This window comes from Actinocatenispora thailandica (assembly GCF_016865425.1).
In the GTDB taxonomy this organism is placed as follows: domain Bacteria; phylum Actinomycetota; class Actinomycetes; order Mycobacteriales; family Micromonosporaceae; genus Actinocatenispora; species Actinocatenispora thailandica.
In genome coordinates, this window is record NZ_AP023355.1 from 4114867 (window position 1) to 4131017 (window position 16151).

General features: G+C 73.8%; 14 protein-coding genes. 9 read left to right on the forward strand and 5 right to left on the reverse strand.

Annotated elements, in window-relative coordinates; all coding sequences use genetic code 11:
* The first annotated feature begins 125 nt into the window (after window positions 1–125).
* The 5 genes from Athai_RS18370 to Athai_RS18390 all read left to right on the forward strand — a co-directional run bounded on the left by Athai_RS18370 (window position 126) and on the right by Athai_RS18390 (window position 6904).
* A complete protein-coding gene (locus Athai_RS18370; RefSeq protein ID WP_203962620.1) occupies window positions 126–446 on the forward strand; it encodes a PadR family transcriptional regulator in 321 nt (106 codons plus the stop codon).
* The gene (locus Athai_RS18375; RefSeq protein WP_203962621.1) at window positions 446–700 is read left to right on the forward strand and encodes a hypothetical protein; all 255 of its coding nucleotides are present in this window, start codon (window positions 446–448) and stop codon (window positions 698–700) included. Before Athai_RS18370 ends, Athai_RS18375 begins: the two co-directional genes overlap by 1 nt.
* Window positions 660–1541: a hypothetical protein gene (locus Athai_RS18380; protein ID WP_203962622.1), complete on the forward strand. Its 882-nt coding sequence runs from the start codon at window positions 660–662 to the stop codon at window positions 1539–1541. Before Athai_RS18375 ends, Athai_RS18380 begins: the two co-directional genes overlap by 41 nt.
* Before the next feature lie 68 nt (window positions 1542–1609).
* Window positions 1610–2194 (forward strand): ClpP family protease, encoded by a 585-nt coding sequence (locus Athai_RS18385; RefSeq protein ID WP_203965903.1) that lies wholly within the window; start codon window positions 1610–1612, stop codon window positions 2192–2194.
* A gap of 777 nt (window positions 2195–2971) precedes the next feature.
* Window positions 2972–6904, forward strand: coding sequence for a glycoside hydrolase family 2 TIM barrel-domain containing protein (locus tag Athai_RS18390; protein ID WP_203962623.1), 3933 nt, complete (start codon window positions 2972–2974; stop codon window positions 6902–6904).
* A gap of 65 nt (window positions 6905–6969) precedes the next feature.
* Here Athai_RS18390 and Athai_RS18395 read toward each other — a convergent pair whose 3' ends face one another.
* The 3 genes from Athai_RS18395 to Athai_RS18405 form a co-directional block, all read right to left on the reverse strand.
* Window positions 6970–8079: an AI-2E family transporter gene (locus Athai_RS18395; protein ID WP_203962624.1), complete on the reverse strand. Its 1110-nt coding sequence runs from the start codon at window positions 8077–8079 to the stop codon at window positions 6970–6972.
* 9 nt (window positions 8080–8088) lie between these two features.
* Window positions 8089–8715: a DUF6069 family protein gene (locus Athai_RS18400; protein WP_203962625.1), complete on the reverse strand. Its 627-nt coding sequence runs from the start codon at window positions 8713–8715 to the stop codon at window positions 8089–8091.
* 141 nt (window positions 8716–8856) lie between these two features.
* The gene (locus tag Athai_RS18405; RefSeq protein WP_203962626.1) at window positions 8857–9513 is read right to left on the reverse strand and encodes a GAP family protein; all 657 of its coding nucleotides are present in this window, start codon (window positions 9511–9513) and stop codon (window positions 8857–8859) included.
* 182 nt (window positions 9514–9695) lie between these two features.
* Here Athai_RS18405 and Athai_RS18410 point away from each other — a divergent pair, with 182 nt between their 5' ends.
* Window positions 9696–10115 (forward strand): hypothetical protein, encoded by a 420-nt coding sequence (locus tag Athai_RS18410; protein ID WP_203962627.1) that lies wholly within the window; start codon window positions 9696–9698, stop codon window positions 10113–10115.
* Window positions 10116–10210: 95 nt separating this feature from the next.
* Here the strand turns inward: Athai_RS18410 and Athai_RS18415 are convergent, their stop codons facing one another.
* Both Athai_RS18415 and Athai_RS18420 read right to left on the reverse strand, forming a co-directional pair.
* Window positions 10211–10894 (reverse strand): HdeD family acid-resistance protein, encoded by a 684-nt coding sequence (locus Athai_RS18415; RefSeq protein WP_239157427.1) that lies wholly within the window; start codon window positions 10892–10894, stop codon window positions 10211–10213.
* Window positions 10895–11019: 125 nt separating this feature from the next.
* Window positions 11020–11652 carry a DedA family protein gene (locus Athai_RS18420; protein ID WP_203962629.1) on the reverse strand — a complete coding sequence of 211 codons (633 nt, stop codon included), beginning with the start codon at window positions 11650–11652 and terminating at the stop codon, window positions 11020–11022.
* Between the two features lie 354 nt (window positions 11653–12006).
* Here Athai_RS18420 and Athai_RS18425 point away from each other — a divergent pair, with 354 nt between their 5' ends.
* The 3 genes from Athai_RS18425 (at window position 12007) to Athai_RS18435 (ending at window position 16031) form a co-directional block, all read left to right on the forward strand.
* Window positions 12007–13212 carry an MGDG synthase family glycosyltransferase gene (locus Athai_RS18425; protein ID WP_203962630.1) on the forward strand — a complete coding sequence of 402 codons (1206 nt, stop codon included), beginning with the start codon at window positions 12007–12009 and terminating at the stop codon, window positions 13210–13212.
* 121 nt (window positions 13213–13333) lie between these two features.
* Window positions 13334–14110 (forward strand): polysaccharide deacetylase family protein, encoded by a 777-nt coding sequence (locus Athai_RS18430; protein WP_203962631.1) that lies wholly within the window; start codon window positions 13334–13336, stop codon window positions 14108–14110.
* 553 nt (window positions 14111–14663) lie between these two features.
* Window positions 14664–16031, forward strand: a complete 1368-nt coding sequence (locus tag Athai_RS18435; RefSeq protein WP_203962632.1) for a WG repeat-containing protein — start codon at window positions 14664–14666, stop codon at window positions 16029–16031.
* Window positions 16032–16151: the final 120 nt, after the last annotated feature.

Below are 16151 nucleotides of genomic sequence, written 5' to 3' on the forward strand. Positions count from 1 at the left end.
TCGCCGGTCCTCGTCGCCGGCCCGGATCGCCACGGCGCGTCGGGCCCGGTAGAGATTGTGCCGGCTCGTACCGGTCGACGACACTCGGCCGGGTACCGGTCGCGGGGGCTATGTAGGATTCCGGCATGGCCCAGCCGCGCATCACCACCTCGGTGGCCGCCGTGCTCACCGTGTTCCTCACCGAGCCGGACAGCCCGCGTTACGGGCTGGAGCTGATGCACGCCACCGGTCAGCCCAGCGGCACCCTCTACCCGATCCTGACCCGCCTGCAACAGGCCGGTTGGGTGGAGGGCGAGTGGGAGCGCGCCGACGCCAGCGAGATGGGCCGGCCGCCCCGCCGCTATTACCAGCTCACACCCGACGGCGTCGCCGCCGGGCGGGCCGCCCTTGCCACGCTTCGCCGGTCCCTGGGCATCACCGGTGATCCGGCGACGGGGCTGGCCTGATGAGCGCCGACGGAGACGACCGACCGGCCACGATCGCGGCGCGCTGGGCCGACCTCGCGTTGCGATTCGCCGCGGGTCGGTTGGCCGCGGCCGGGCACCCCGATCGGTACCCGGAGTGGCGGGCCGAGCTCGCCGAGCTGTCCGCGGCCGACACCGGCGGTCCCGGGTGCGCCACCGGGTCACCCGGCGCCGGCTGGTCGCCGTGGTCGGCGGTTGCCTCGTCACCGCGGCCGCGGTCAGCGCCGCCGGCCTGACCTGCTGGCCCAACTGCCAGCAGGGGCGCGGTGGCTGCCGGCCTGGCTGCCGGCCCTGCTTTTCGCCGACGACCCGTTCCTGTTCGGCCCACGGATGGACTGGCTGGTCTCGCTCGCCGGCGCGGTCGATCCGTTGCCGCTGCTGCTGCTCGCCGCGACCGCCCTCGGCCTGCCCTACGCCGCGGTCGCGGCGCGGGACGATCGGGCGGGCCGCTCCCCTGCCGTGGCACCGACGACGCCATCCGGTCACGACCGGTTGTCGTCCAGGATCTTCGCGTGGTTGATGGTGACGGCGACGGGCGGCCTCTGGCTGTTTCTGGCCGGGGTGCTCGTCGGCGCCGGGTCGAGCGTGCTCGCCGCCACTCTCAGTGATGTGGCCGGGCAACTGGTCAGCCTGCTCGGGCCGACGTTGGGGCTGCTGACGGCGTTGCTGGCGAGTCCCCGACGCCAGCGTCGCGGGTGGTGGCTGCTCGCCGCCGCAGTGCCGGCCGGGCCGATACTCGTCATGACGGCCCTGGTGCCCAGCATGCTGATCGACCTGGTCGCACCACCGGACGGCGTCGACTACGCCGACGGCCCGCCGCTGGTGGCCGGTTCGATCCTGCTCGGCTCGCTGCTGGGGCTCGGCATGTGGGCCTGGCTGCGCCGTCCACTCGGGCCCCGACGGGTTCGAGCACCACGCCCGGCCGGGCCCGCCCCCGCAGGCCACGACATCAACGACCGCTCCCCCACTGACCGCGCGGCACCGAACGGCCCCGGTGCTGCCGTGAGCACTCGGTCGACTCCCAGCAGAATCGGCCCTGAGCGAACACCACGGACGACATCACACCGCGGCCCGTAGGGTCGAGGCGTCACGCGATCCGGTCAGCGCAGAAGGACAGGTGGTACAGAATGGTCGACCTCGGCACGATGCACGGGCGTTCCGCCGAGCAGACACCCGGTACCGGCATCGACGGCGAGCTGTTCCAGCGGCTGTTGCGCAACCGGATCATCTTCCTCGGCGACGAGGTCAAGCAGGAGAACGCGAACATGATCTGCGGCCAGCTGCTGCTGCTGGACGCGGAGGACTCCGACCGCGACATCCACCTCTACATCAACTCACCGGGTGGTTCGGTGACCGCCGGCATGGCGGTGTACGACACGATGCAGCTGGTCCGGGCCGACGTGGCGACCTACGCGATGGGCATCGCCGCCTCGATGGCGCAGACCCTGCTGTGCGCCGGCGCGGCGGGCAAGCGGTTCGCGCTGCCGCACGCCCGGGTGATGATGCACCAGATATCGGGCGGGGTCGGCGGCACCGCCGCCGACGTGGCCATCCAGGCGGAGAACATGATGGCGATGAAGCGGGAGAACCAGCAGGTCATCTCCCGGCACACCGGGCAGCCGGTGGAGCGCATCGCCGAGGACGCCGACCGGGACCGCTGGTTCACCGCCGAGGAGGCCCGGGAGTACGGGATGGTCGACCGCGTTCTCGCCACGATGCCGACTCCGTAACGCCGCCAACCCCGTGACGCCGCCGACCCCGTGACGTCGCCGACCCAATGAACCGGCCGACCACCTGACCCTGACGCTCCCGGGACGGCCCCGCAACAGGTGCCGGTCCGGGGGCGTCGGCCCGCCGAGGGTGGCCCGCCATGCGATTGCCGGGCGACCGTCGCCACTCCGACCGGGGCGCCCGAGTGACGGCGGGGGCCGCCCCGACAGGCTCCCTGCCGGGCCACTCCGCCCACCAGCCCCACGATCCCTGCGGCGCGACGACCCTCGCGGCCTGCCTGCCGGGCAGCGTCGCCCGCCAGACAACGGCCCGGCCGTATCCGGCCATCGTCATGAACCGTGCGACCGGCAACCACCCGCGGCGACCTCCACCTGCGCTCCCGGGTGCGTTCGCCGCCGGCCGGGCCACTCGACGCCCACACACCTGATGCAGCCCGCCCGCGGTGCGACCCGCTGGCGGCGTCGGTGCGCCCGCACGAGCGACACCGTCCACCCCGGCGGTGGAAGTCGGGGTGAAACGGTACTTATCGGCCAGCGTTCGGGCGCGACACAGACACACACAACCAAAAGCGCTTCGACAAATATTGACATCGAACTCGCTCGACCAGTACGAATAAGGGCCATGCCGGACCGTCACTCGGACGGCCGGACAGCACGTCGCCGGTGCCGGTCGTCGTCCTGTCCGGACCTCGGAGTGCAGTACAAGCAGCTCCACCGATCCCGGTCGGCGTCCGACCCCGGCGCCGACGGCCGTTCGAGGAACGGAGTCCCCCAGGCATGTCCCCCGCACACGAGCACCAGCAGACCCCCGTACCGATTCGCCGCCGGACCCTGCTGGCCGGCGGCGCCGTCGCTCTCGGCGCCGCCGCGCTGCCGTCGGTGGCGGCGTCCGGCGCGGCCCAGGCCGCGCCCGCCACCTCGGCCGACACCCCGACTCCGGAGTGGACCGATCCGCCGAACGGGTTCCCGGAGTGGACCAACAACATCGGCATCTTCGACGTCAACTCCGAGCCGCCGCACGCCACGCTGATGCCGTACGCGAGCCTCGGCCAGGCGCTGACCGCCGACCGGCGCAACTCGCCGTGGCGGCAGGACCTCGACGGCGACTGGAAGTTCGCCCACTCCGACACCCCGGACGGGCGGATCACCGACTTCCACCGGACCGACTTCGACGACCACGACTGGCCGACGATCCCGGTGCCGTCGGACTGGCAGCTGCACGGCTACGACTTCCCGATCTACACCAACATCACGTACCCGTGGTGGGGCGCCAACGGCAAGAACGAGAACGCCCAGCCGCCGGCGGCACCGACGAAGTTCAACCCGGTCGGCCAGTACCGCCGGACCTTCACGGTGCCCGGCAACTGGTCCGGGCGGCGGATCTTCCTGCACTTCGAGGGCGTCAAGTCGGCGTTCTACCTGTGGATCAACGGCACCAAGGTCGGCTACCGGGAGGACTCGTTCGTACCCAGCGAGTTCGACGTGACGCCCTACCTGGTGGCGGGGCGCAACCAGGTCGCGGTCGAGGTGTACCGGTTCTCCGACGGCGACTGGATGGAAGACCAGGACATGATCCGGGTCTCCGGGATCTTCCGGTCGGTCTATCTGTTCGCCACGCCCACGGTGCACCTGCGCGACTTCTGGCTGCGCACCCCACTGTCCGGCGGCTACACCGCCGGACAGCTGGACGTGACGGCGAGCGTGCGCAACTACGGTGCCGCCACGACCGGCACGTACACCGTCGAGACCCAGCTGTACGACGCGCATCGCCGGCCGGTCTGGGCGGCGCCGCTGCGCCAGTCGGTGGACATCGCGTCGAAACCGGCCGGCGCCGACGTGACGGTCCGGGACGCGAAGGCGGTGTCGAAGCCGGCGCTGTGGTCGGCCGAGCAGCCGAACCTGTACACCGCGGTGCTGGTGCTGCGCGACCCGCACGGCCGGGTGATCGAGACGCTGTCCAGCCGGGTCGGGTTCCGCGAGTTCGCCATGCTCGACGGGCTGATGTGCATCAACGGCAAGCCGATCTCGATCCGGGGGACCAACCGGCACGAGATCGTGCCGGACCGCGGCGCCGCGCTGACCCGCGACGACCTGGTCGGCGACATCACGCTGATGAAGCGGATGAACATCAACGCGCACCGCACCTCGCACTACCCGAACAACCCGCTGTGGTACGAGCTCGCCGACGAGTACGGCCTGTACGTGCTGGACGAGACGAACCTGGAGACGCACGGGGTGCGGGGCCAGTTCCCCGACTCCAACCCCGAGTGGACCGCCGCGGTCGTCGACCGGGCGAAGCAGATGGTGCACCGGGACAAGAACCACGCCTGCGTGGTGATCTGGTCGCTGGGCAACGAGGCCGGCGGCGGCTCCAACTTCGTCGCGATGCACGACTGGATCCGCTCGTTCGACAGCACCCGGCTGATCCACTACGAGGGCGACAACCGGCCCGAGGTCTCCGACATGCGCTCGCACATGTACGAGAGCCCGTCGACGATCGCCAACCGGGCCGCGGACACCAAGGACACCCGGCCGTACATCATGTGCGAGTACGCGCACTCGATGGGCAACTCGACGGGGAACCTCGCCGACTACTGGGACGTGATCCGGGCGCACGACGTCCTGCAGGGCGGGTTCATCTGGGACTTCGTCGACCAGGCGCTGACCTGGCCGACGCCGAAACGCCGCGAGGTCACCGAGACCGGCCCGGAGAAGCTGCACACCGAACTGGCCCCGGCGGCGGCCTTCGACCGGGACCACGGGCTGTCCGGCGGCGCGGTGTTCAACACCGATCCGGCGCTGGACCTGACCGGGTCGCTGACCGCCGAGGCGTGGCTCACCGCGAGCGGTCCGGGCGGGCACCAGCCGATCGTGGCCAAGGGCGACACCGCCTACTCGTTGAAGCAGACCGACGAGACGATCGAGTTCTTCATCCACTCCGGCTCCAGCTGGATCGCCGCGACCGCCGACCTGCCGGACGGCTGGGTCGGCACCGAGCACCACGTCGCCGGGGTCTTCGACCACGCCGCCGGCACCCTCACCGTCTACCTGGACGGGGTGCGGGCCGCCCACCGCGACACGACCGCGGTACCGGACGTGATCGCCGCGCCGATCGCGATCGGCGCGGACGCCGACCACGACGACCGGATCTTCGCCGGCACGATCCGCGTCGCCCGGGTGTACGCCCGCGCGTTGCGCACCGACGAGCTGGCCGACACCGGCCGCGGTGCCGACGACCCGGACGTGCGGCTGTGGTTCGACGCGGCCACCGCCGGCTACCGCGAGCAGCAGCCGGCCCAGAAGACCTACCTCGCCTACGGCGGCGACTGGGGCGACAACCCCAACGACGGCAACTTCTGCGCGAACGGCATCCTGCCCGCCAGCCGCCGGCCCAACGGCAAGGCCACCGAGGTCAAGAAGGTGTACCAGCACGTCCTCGTGGCGGCGACCGACAACCTGGCGCGGGGCGAGGTCCGGCTGACGAACGAGATGCTGTTCACCAACCTGAGTGCCTACGCCGGGCACTGGAGCCTCGCGGTGGACGGCCGGGTCGTCCAGCAGGGCCGGCTGTCCGCCGGCCAGCTCGACCTGGCGCCGCTGTCCAGCAAGACGGTCAGGCTGCCGCTGCGCGCCCCGCGGCATCCCGCGCCCGGCAGCGAGTACTTCCTGCGGGTGTGGTTCACCACCCGGGGCCACACCAGCTGGTCCGGGCCCGGCTTCGAGGTGGCGGCGCAGCAGCTGCCGGTCGACTTCGGCAGCCCGGCGGTGACGCCGGTACCGGTGTCGAGCCTGCCGGCGCTCACCGTGGACGACGGCGACGACACCGTGACGGTGACCGGTGCCGGGTTCCGGCTGTCCGTGGCGAAGAAGACCGGGGTGCTCAGCTCGTACCGGGCGAACGGCATCGAGCTGGTCAGCAGCGGTCCGGCGCCGGAGTTCTGGCGCGGCCCGACCGACAACGACAACGGGAACGGGCAGCCGTCGCGCAACGGCACCTGGCGACACGCGGGCGCGGCGCGGACGGTGACCGGGGTGGCGGTGAGCCGGCCGGCCGAGCAGGCGGTCCGGATCGCGGTGACGGGCACGCTGCCGACCAGCACCCGCTCCGACTACACCACCACCTACACGGTGTTCGGCAGCGGCGAGGTCGCGGTGCACAACACGTTGCATCCGGGTGCCGCGAGCCTGCCCTACATTCCGGTCGTCGGGACCATGCTCACGCTGCCGGCGAGCCTGTCGAACGTCGACTACCTCGGGCGGGGCCCCGGCGAGAACTACTGGGACCGCAGGTCCGGCTCCGAGGTCGGCCGGTACTCGTCCACAGTGGACGACATGTGGACCGAGTACATCCGGCCGCAGGAGAACGGCAACCGCACCGACGTGCGCTGGGTCGCGTTGACCAACCGGTACGGCGCCGGGCTGCTCGCCGTCGGCGACCCACTGCTGGAGTTCTCCGCGCTGCGCTACACCCCGGAGGACCTGTCCGCGGGCGCCCGGCACAGCTTCCAGCTGGATCCGCGGGACGCCGTGGTGCTGCGGCTCAACCACCGGCAGATGGGCGTCGGCGGCGACAACAGCTGGGGCGCGCAGACCCACGACGAGTACAAGCTGTTCGCCGACCAGGACTACTCGTACTCCTACCGGCTGCGACCGCTGCGGCACGTCGCGGACGCACCGGGCCTCGCCCGCCGTCCGGCCGCGCAGCCGTAGCGGGTGACCGGGCCGGCCCGCCGCGGTGGCGGGCCGGCCCGGACACCGCGCGCGGCAGGTGCGCGCTACGCGTCCTCCGGCGCGGCGGACTCGTCCGGCTCGGGTGGGGTGTCGTCCGGTTGCGGTGCCGGCGGCCCCGGAAACCGGTCCCGCAGCGCGTGCCGGACGACGACCTGCAGCGCGGCGGTGACCGGCAGCGCGGCGACCGCGCCGACGATGCCGGCGGCCGAGCCGCCGATCAGCGCGGCGATGAACGCGGTCAGCGGCGACAGCGCGGTGGCCCGGGCCAGGATCCGCGGCGCCAGCACGTAGTTCTCCAGCTGCTGGTAGGCGATGAAGAACGCGATCGTGCCGAGCGCCACGCCGATCGAGACGGTCAGCGCCATCGCGGCACCCAGTACCGCGCCGAGGCTGGCGCCGATCTGCGGCACCAGATCCAGGATCGCGACGCCAAGCGCGATCAGCGCCGGGTAAGGCACGCCGACGATCAGGAAGAACACGTACGCGCTGGCGCCGGCGGCGACGCAGATGACCAGCTGGCCGGTGATGTACCCGCCGATCTTCGCCAGCGCCTCGTCCAGCACCGCGCTGCGCTCCGCGCTGCCGAGCAGCGCGCCCAGCGTGGCCACGATCCGCGGCAGCGCCAGCATGAAGTACACGGTCAGCGCGCCGACGGTCAGCACGCTGAACACCGCGCCGAAGATCTTGCCGATCAGCCCGAAGAGCGCGCCGACGCCGGAGGACAGCAGCGCCGGCAGCCGGCCCAGCGCGTCGTGGATCGCCTGCTGCACGGCCGGTTCGGACAGGTACCGGCCGAGCCGGGTGTCCCTGCTGCCGACCTGGTGCGCGATGTCCTGCACCAGGTTCGGTACCGCCTGCACGAACGCGGCGAACTGGCGCGCGGCCGGCACGAACGCCCCCGCCGACAGCCCGGTGAGCACCAGGATCAGCCCGATCACCAGGATCGCGACCGCGAAGCCGCGGCGCCGCACCAGCCGCTGCAGCCGCCGGACCAGCGGATCCAGGCCGGCGGCGAGCAGGAAGCTCAGGAAGATCAGCACCAGGATCGCGCGGGCCTGCACCGCCAGCATCGCCACCCCGACGGTGACCAGGACGATCGCGGTGATCGCGGCGTAGCGCCACAGCGGTACCGGCCGGGCCGGTGGCGCCGTCATCGCGGAGGGTCAGCCGGCCGGCGGGTACGGCTGCCGGTTCGGGTACTGGATGGCGGTGTGCGCGGTGCCCTGCACCAGCACGGTGATGGCGATGCCGAGGACCAGGTTGGCCGCGGCGGTGGCGCCCTTGACGTCCCAGTGCTGGGTGGTGACGAGCGGGATCAGCACCGCGATCACGGTGCACAGCCCACCGATCCAGCCGAAGTAGAAGAACGGCCGCGGGGTGCCGAGCATCAGCAGGTGCATCACCCCGGTGGCGAGCAGGGCGGCGACCCCGGCGCCGACCGCGTACCCGGCCATGCTGGCCGACACGGCGCCGCCGTCGGTTCGTACGCCCAGCATCGGCAGGTTGAAGATGCCGTGCACGACCAGGTACGCCACGATCGCCAGGCCGGCCGCGATCAGCGCGCTGACCAGCCCACCGGTCCACAGCCGGGCCGCGTTCACCCGGGGCTTGGTCGACCGCCGGCTCGATGCCGGTGCGTAGTCGCCGGGCGCCTGCGGCATCGGCGGGCCGTAGTCGTGCCCGGAGCTGCCGGCGCGGCCCCCGGGCGCGCCGCCGCCCGGACCGGACGCCGGCATCGGCGTGGTCGGGTCCTCCGGCCGCTGTGGCTTGGCCGATCCGTACCAGGTCACGTCGATCACCCCCGGTGTGAGAGACGCCGCGGCGGATGCGCCGCTGGCGTCCGTGGTGGCACCTGTTCAGCATCCTGGAGCGTTTGGTCCCCGCGCAGGCGAACGCGTCGATTCGTCGAACACGCTGCGTGGTCGGCGCGGTCAGGTGAGCAGGAACGCCGCATAGCCGACGGAAACCCAGAAGCCGACCGGGTGGTACGCCCGGATCGGCGTGCGGCGCAGCGCGTGCAGCCGTACCGACCCGGACCAGCCCGCGGCGTACGAGACGATCAGCGGGATCGCGACACCGAGCGTGCCGACGACGGCCAGCAGCGCCGCCGCGGCGAGCTGCGTCGGCCAGCCGCCGGGTGTGGCGGCGAGCGCCACCGCCGCGGCGGCGAGGATCAGCAGGTGCAGCGGATCGGTGCACAGCACCCGGACCGCGAACGGCCCGGCCCGGTTGGTCGGCAGCGCCGCGACGCGCGGCAGCCACGCCGGTGCCCGCCACGCGGTGCGGTACCGGTGCCCGACGAACCCGTACCCGCGCACCAGCGCGACCGCCACCAGCGCGGTGCCGAGCAGCGCGCAGACCAGCCGGTCGGTGTGCTCGGGCAGCCGTACGCCGGGGGTGGCCAGCCGCAGCGCCAACCCGGCGGCGAGGCAGCCGGCCAGCACCGTGCACCACCAACAGAGCGTGAACAGCAGTGCGCGGCGACGACCGTCGTCGGCCATGGTCAGCACGCTCGCCGCGACCGGCGGCAGCGGCGACAGCAGCAGGCCGGGCGCGAACGGCAGTACCGCGAGGATCGCACCACCCATCGCCACCTCCCGGACGCCCGGCACCGATCGCCGGTACCGCTCTCTCGACGGTAGGCACCCGGGACGGTCCGGTCACCGGTGGAGCGCACCCGATCGGTTGGCCCGCAACGATTCCCATCCGATCGATACCCATCGATGGGTACGCTTCGGGCGACGGCCGGCCGCGGCGAGATGAGGTGGCCATGGCGCAGCTGACGGTGCTCTGGTTCGATCGGCACGAGGAGGCGCGCGCGGTGTGGCGGCGACGCCCCCGGCAGGTGGATGCGGCCCTGGTGTGGGTCGATGGCGACCGGCGGGCCCGGATCGAACGCGACGAGCGGGACGGCATCGACTGGGCGATGGTGGTCGGTGCGCTGTTCGTGCTGCCGGTCTCGTCGCCGCTGCACCCGATCCCCATCCGCCGGCCGCCGCAGCTGGGGCTCACCGACGCGGTGGTCCGCCGCACCGCCGGCAGCCTGGTGCCGGGGTCGGCGGCGATCGTCGGGCTGGCCGGCGGCGCGAACCGGCTGGTCTGGTTGGCCGGGCGACACCACGGCCGGCGGCTGTCGGTGCCGCTGAGCACGGTCGAGCGGGACCGGCTCGCGCACCCGTTGCCGGCCTGAACCGGCGTGGCCGGCCCGAACCGGCGTGGCCGGCCCGAACCGGCGTGGCCGGCCCGAACCGGCGTGGCGGTCGGCGCCGGCCGCCACGCACCGGTTCACTGGCTGGGACGCTGCTCCGGCGGTACCTCGCTCGCCGGCCGGGGTTGGTCGGCCGCGGTGTGACTGGTCGGCCGGGTGCCCGCCGCCGGCTGGTTCACCGGCCAGGGCCCCTGCTGCTGCGCCGGTTCCGGCGCCGGGGTACCGGCCGACAGCGCGGCTCGGACGTCGAAGGCGAGCACGATCTCGGTGATGCCGCGCATCATCGCCCCGATCCCGACCCAGGCGACCAGCAGCACCGCACTGCGACCGGTGTAGCCGACCGCCCAGAACGCCAGCGCGATCTCCAGCGCACCGGTGATCAGCCGCAGCCACCACAACTCGACCCGTACCGCGAGCGAGTCGATCACGTCGAAGACGCCCTTGAACAGCAGGAACCAGGCGAGGATCCGGGACAGCGCGACGAACGTCGGTCCCGGCCAGGCGAACGCGGCGACCGCCCCGGCGACGAACAGCACGCCGAGCGCGACGTGCACCCACCGCCAGTGCCGGTGCAACGCGGCGATCAGGAACTCGTTCAGACCGGCGGCGAGCAGGATCGCGCCGAACAGCACCGCGATCGCGGCCACGCTGGCCAGGCTGAACTGCAGCACGGCCAGCGCCAGCAACGCCCACGCGATGCCGGTGACGAGGAACAGCCACCACGGCCCGACCGCCTCCCGGCGCTGCCGGCTACGCTGCATCGTCGTCACGTCGGCCCCCTCCCGTCGGTACGGGCGGGTGCCGCGCGGTGCCCCGCGTGCACCGCCCGTCTCAGCTGGACGGTATCCCGCAGTCGGTACGCACCAAGGGAAAACGGGGGAACCGGTCACCGGGGTGGGACATCCGGCACCGCCGCGCGGCGCCACCGGCGCAGCCGCAGCGCCACCAGCGCGGTCAGCCCGGCGAACGCGAGCGCGCCGACCGCCAGCGCCCCGCCGGTACCGAGCAGGCTCGCGACCCGCCGGTAGGACGCGCCGGCGAGGTAGCCGGCGGCGACGAAGCCGGCGCCCCACACCGCACCAGCCGGCGCGCTGAAGGCCAGGAACCTCCGGTACGGCATGCCGGACAGCCCACCGAGCCGCGGTACCAGGGTGCGCAGCCCGGTCAGGAACCGCGCCGCCACCACCGCGAGCCCGCCGAACCGCAGGACGAAGGACTCCGCCCGGTCCCAGCGGCCGGCGCCGACCAGCCGGCGCAGCCGGTCCCGCCGGCGCGACCAGCGGCGGCCGGCCAGGTAGGCCAGCGAGTCGCCGACGGTCGCGCCGGCCACCCCGCAGGCCATCGCCGGCACCAGCGGTACCGCACCGGCGTGCGCGAGGAAGCCGAGCAGCAGCATCGAGCCGACGCTGGGCAGCACGACGCCGACCAGCAACGCCGGCTCGGCCAGTACCACCAGCGCCGGCACCGCGCACATCAGGTACGGCGGCAGGCTCAGCACCCACCGGGTCAGCAGGTGCACGGCGGCGTCCCGAGAGGGCGGGTTCGGACGCGCCGCCGGCGCTCGGCGGGCCGGCAACGCTGCCGCCGGCGGGGTGCGGTGTGGATCATGGCAGCAGCCTCACCGATCGGACAGCCGGTCCACATCCGGGCAACTCCCCCGGCCGCCCCTGAGACCACCGGTACGGGTATCGGTGCACGTCAGGGCGGCCAACCCGGACATCACTCAGGGCTACCCGGTGCGGGCAGGCTCGGGGTAGCACCAGGCCAAGATCAGGGGAAGCCAGCATGTCGCCGGGCCGCCGAAACTGAGAGCGTGTTGAGAGCCGGATGTCCGGTCCCCGTCAACGCTTCGACCTCGCCTTGGAGTCCCCAGATGCCCAGCGCGGCAACGCTGCCTGCCCTGTCCCGTCCCGGTAACCGGGGCGGCGAGCGCCTCGTCCGGCTGCCGCGGCGCCGCCGGCACGCCACCCCGCCGGTCCCGTGCAGCGGCGCCGACTCCGGCGCCCGGATCGCCATCGTGTCGGCCGGCATCGGCGGCGGCCACAACGCGTGCGCCGACGAGCTCGGCCGCCGGCTGCGGGCCAGCGGATTCACCGTCGACACGTACGACTTCATGGACCAGTTCCCGGGACGGTCCGGCGCGCTGCTGCGCCGGCTGTACGCCGGCCAGCTGTCGGTCCTGCCGGCAAGCTGGGGCGTGCTGTGCACGCTGCTGCGGGCCCGCCCGGTGTGCTGGCTGGTCGCCGTGCTGTGCACGCTGCTGACCGGCCGCGCGCTGCGCCGCCGTACCGCGGGCGCGGCGGCGGTGCTGTCCACCTACCCGCTCGCCACCCTGGTGCTGGGCCGGCTGCGCCGACACAAGCGGCTCGCCGCACCGGTACTGACCTACCTGACCGACGTGTCGGTCCATCCACTGTGGATGGAGCAGGGCTGCGACTGCTACCTCGCGGCACACCGGATCACCGCCGAGCAGATCACCGCGCTCGGCGCCCGGCGGGTACGCCGGGTCGACGCCGCGGTGCGCAGCCAGTTCCGGGCCGGCCGGCAGCCGGGCCAGGCCGAGGCCCGGCGGCGGCTCGGGCTGCCCGCCACCGGCCGGCTGGCGCTCGTCGCCGGCGGCGCCTGGGCGGTGGGCGACGTCGCCCGCACCGCGCGGGAGATCGCGGCGACCGGCACGGCGGTACCGGTGGTGGTGTGCGCGACCAACGAGACGCTGCGGTCCGAACTCGACGCCGAAGGCGTGGGCATTACCCTCGGCTGGGTGGACGAGATGGCCACCCTGATGCGGGCGTGCGATGCGGTGGTCACCAACGGTGGCGGGATCACGTCGGTGGAAGCCACCGAACTCGGCGTGCCGGTGCTGATCCACCGGCCGCTGCCGGGCCACGGCCGGACGAACGCGGAGGCGTTCGACGCCGCCGGCCTCGCACACTGGGTCCGCGACGTCGAGGAGTTGGCGGCGGCGCTGCACGAACCGCGCCGTCCGGAGACCGAGCCGGTCAAGCCGGACCCGGCGCTGGTGGTGGCGGAAGTCGCGACCGCGGCGGCACCCGCACCGGCCCTGCGGCGGATCGCGTGAGCCGCCGGGGCGCGCGAAGCGCCGGCGCCGCACGCCGCCGCACCATCGGCGTCGGGTGCCACCGCACCGTCGGCGTCGGGTGCCGCCGCGGCGGGGGCGCCGCAACGAGGGAGGAGCACCGATGAGCGGGCGAAGCGGGCCGGGCGGCCGGGCGCGGCGGCGACTGGCCGGTACGGCGGCGGTCGCGGTCGCCGGGGCGGCCGCGGTGCACGCCGCGCCGGCGGCGCTGGCGCTGGCCGGGCCGCGGCGGGTGTTCGCCCCGACCCTGGCCGGCACCGGCCGCGCCGACCACGTCGCGCTCACCTTCGACGACGGGCCGGACCCGACGTCGACCCCCCGCATGCTGCGGCTGCTCGCCGACCGCGGGGTGACGGCGACGTTCTTCCTGGTCGGCGCCAACGTGGCACGGCACCCGCAGCTCGCCGCCGAGATCGCCGCGGCCGGCCACGAGCTGGCGGTGCACGGGCTGCACCACCGGCTGCTGCTGCGGTACCCACCGCGCCGGGTCGCCGATCACCTGGCCCGGGCGCACGACCTGGTGGCGACCGCGGCCGGCACCCCGCCCCGCTTCTTCCGCCCGCCGTACGGGGTGCTGAGCAGTGCCGCGTGGGCCGCGGCACGCCGACTCGGCATGCGTACCGTGCTGTGGACCACCTGGGGCCGGGACTGGACGGCGCGCGCCACCGGCCCGTCGGTGTACCGGACCGTGGCCAGGGACCTGCGGGGCGGCGGCACCATCCTGCTGCACGACACCGCGAGCGACACCGCCGCGCCCGAGTCGTGGCGGGCCACCCTCGCCGCGGTACCGACGATCCTCGACCTGTGCCGCGACGCCGGGTGGAAGGTGGGTCCGCTGGGCGACCACGGGCTGCCCGACCCGCCCGGCCGGGCCCGGTGACCGGCGCCGGACGGTACCGGCGGGGCACCTGACGGGTCCGCGCCGCCTCCAGGGCCCACGGTCGTGACGAGGTCCGCACCGCCTCCGGGGCCGACGATCTGTGACGGGCCCGCCCACCATCGCCGGGGCCGCCGTCGGTGACCGGGCCCGCCCACCGGCCCCGCACCGGCCGGCCGCGGACCCGGCGTTCCGGGTGCGTCCGTGCTGCGAGCAGCCCAACCGGATCGGTCACGCCCGGCCGGGGACGTGAAGACAGAGCCCCGGCAAATGCGGTAGAAAGTGGCAAGTACCGGTGCCGGTCGCCCCGCCGACACCGTCCACGCGTTGCGAGGTGGTCGCATGCTTGCCCGCCGGCGGTCCGCCGTTGTCGGCCGTGCCGGCAGGTCCCGGCAGCTGCCGACGCCGCCTGGCGCCCTCCACCGTCACCGCTTAGGACACCCACTGTGATCCGAACCGCTACCCCGAGTGCGAAGCCCGGCAAAAGACGAGCTGGGCAGCGGTCTCGGCGTGGTGCGGGTGCGCGGCGCACCCATCGATCCGGCACGATGTGTCCGTGACGGCAGACCCGGAGGCCGCGCTTTCGGCCCTCCCGTGGCGCCTCGACCCGGAGACGCTCCGCGAGTCGATCGACGACCGGGAGCCGGTCGATGCTGCCCGCGCCGCGCTCACCAGCCAGCTCGCGCTGCCCGGCAGCGACGCCGCGCGGTCCCGCCAGTACGGGCTGCGGTCGGTGGCGCACCGGCTGCTCGGCGAACTGGACGCGGCGCTCGACGACGGCAAGCGGGCGGTCGAGGCGGCGGATCTGACCGGCAGCATGCGCCGCACCGCGATCGCCCGGGCCCGGCTGGCGCACGCGTACCAGGCGGCCGGTCAGCACGCCGCCGCCGACCGGGAGTACGCGCTGGCCGCCTCCGACGACCTGCCGGACCGGCTGCGTGCGGCGATCCACCTGCAGACCGGTACCTGCTGCTTCGAGCAGGGTCGCAACATCGAGGCGTGCGAGCATTTCGAGAAGGCGCTGGCGCTGCGGCCGGACGCCGGCTCGGACTTCGTCCAGACGGTGGAGACCGCGCTGGAGGCCGTGCTGATGCACGCCACCCTCCGCGGCTGGGGGCCGTACCGGCGGACCCGGCCGGAACTGCTCGGTCAGGAGCCGGTCCCGGTGTGCGTACGGGACGCCTCGACCGGCCGGTGGAGCTACCGGGATCCGGCCGGCGAGCAGGTCATCGGGCCGATCTTCGACGAGGCGAAACCGTTCCACGACGGGAAGGCATGGGTACGGCGGGCCGGCGCGCTCGGCTGGGAGGTCATCGACCAGCGCGGCGAGTCGCTGTCCCGGCCGCGGCGGCTGCGCGAGGCGGCCCCGTTCAGCGAGGGCCTGTCCTGGGTCCAGCCGACCGACGAGCCGGACAGCTGGCAGGCCATCACCGTGGACGGCGAGGTCGTGGTGCCGGCCGACGGGTACCTCGATCCGCGGCCGTTCCGGTTCGGGCTGTCGGTGTTGCGCCGCGGCGACGGGGTGTTCGGCGCGATCGACCGGTACGGCGAGGTCGCGGTCCCGTTCGACTACGACCGGTTCTGCACGGCGACCGCGGACGGCCGGCACATCCTGGGCTTCACCGCCGAGCGGCTGGCCGTGGTCGACCGGATCGGCCGCCGCGGCGTGCTGGACACCGCCGGCCGGCTGGTGGTACCGGCCTGCTACGCCGACGTGCACATCCACCCGGTCGGGTTCCTGATCAAGCTGGACGACTCGGTCTACCCGCACCCCTCGGACGCCGACAAGGTGCCGGGCGAGCCGGGTAGCTGGGGCGCGCTGAAGCGGGACGGCAGCCTGCTGATCGAGCCGCGGCACGAGACCCGGGAGGGCATCCTGCGCGACATCGACAGCCGGCTACGCGACTCCCGCGCCGTCCTCTGACCCCCGCCCCCGACCCACCCCGTCCCATCCTCCCCCGGCCCCGCCCGCCCCGCCCGGTTGATCATGGCGTTATCTGTTCAGTAAACGCCACCCAACAAGACGACACCATGATCAACGGCC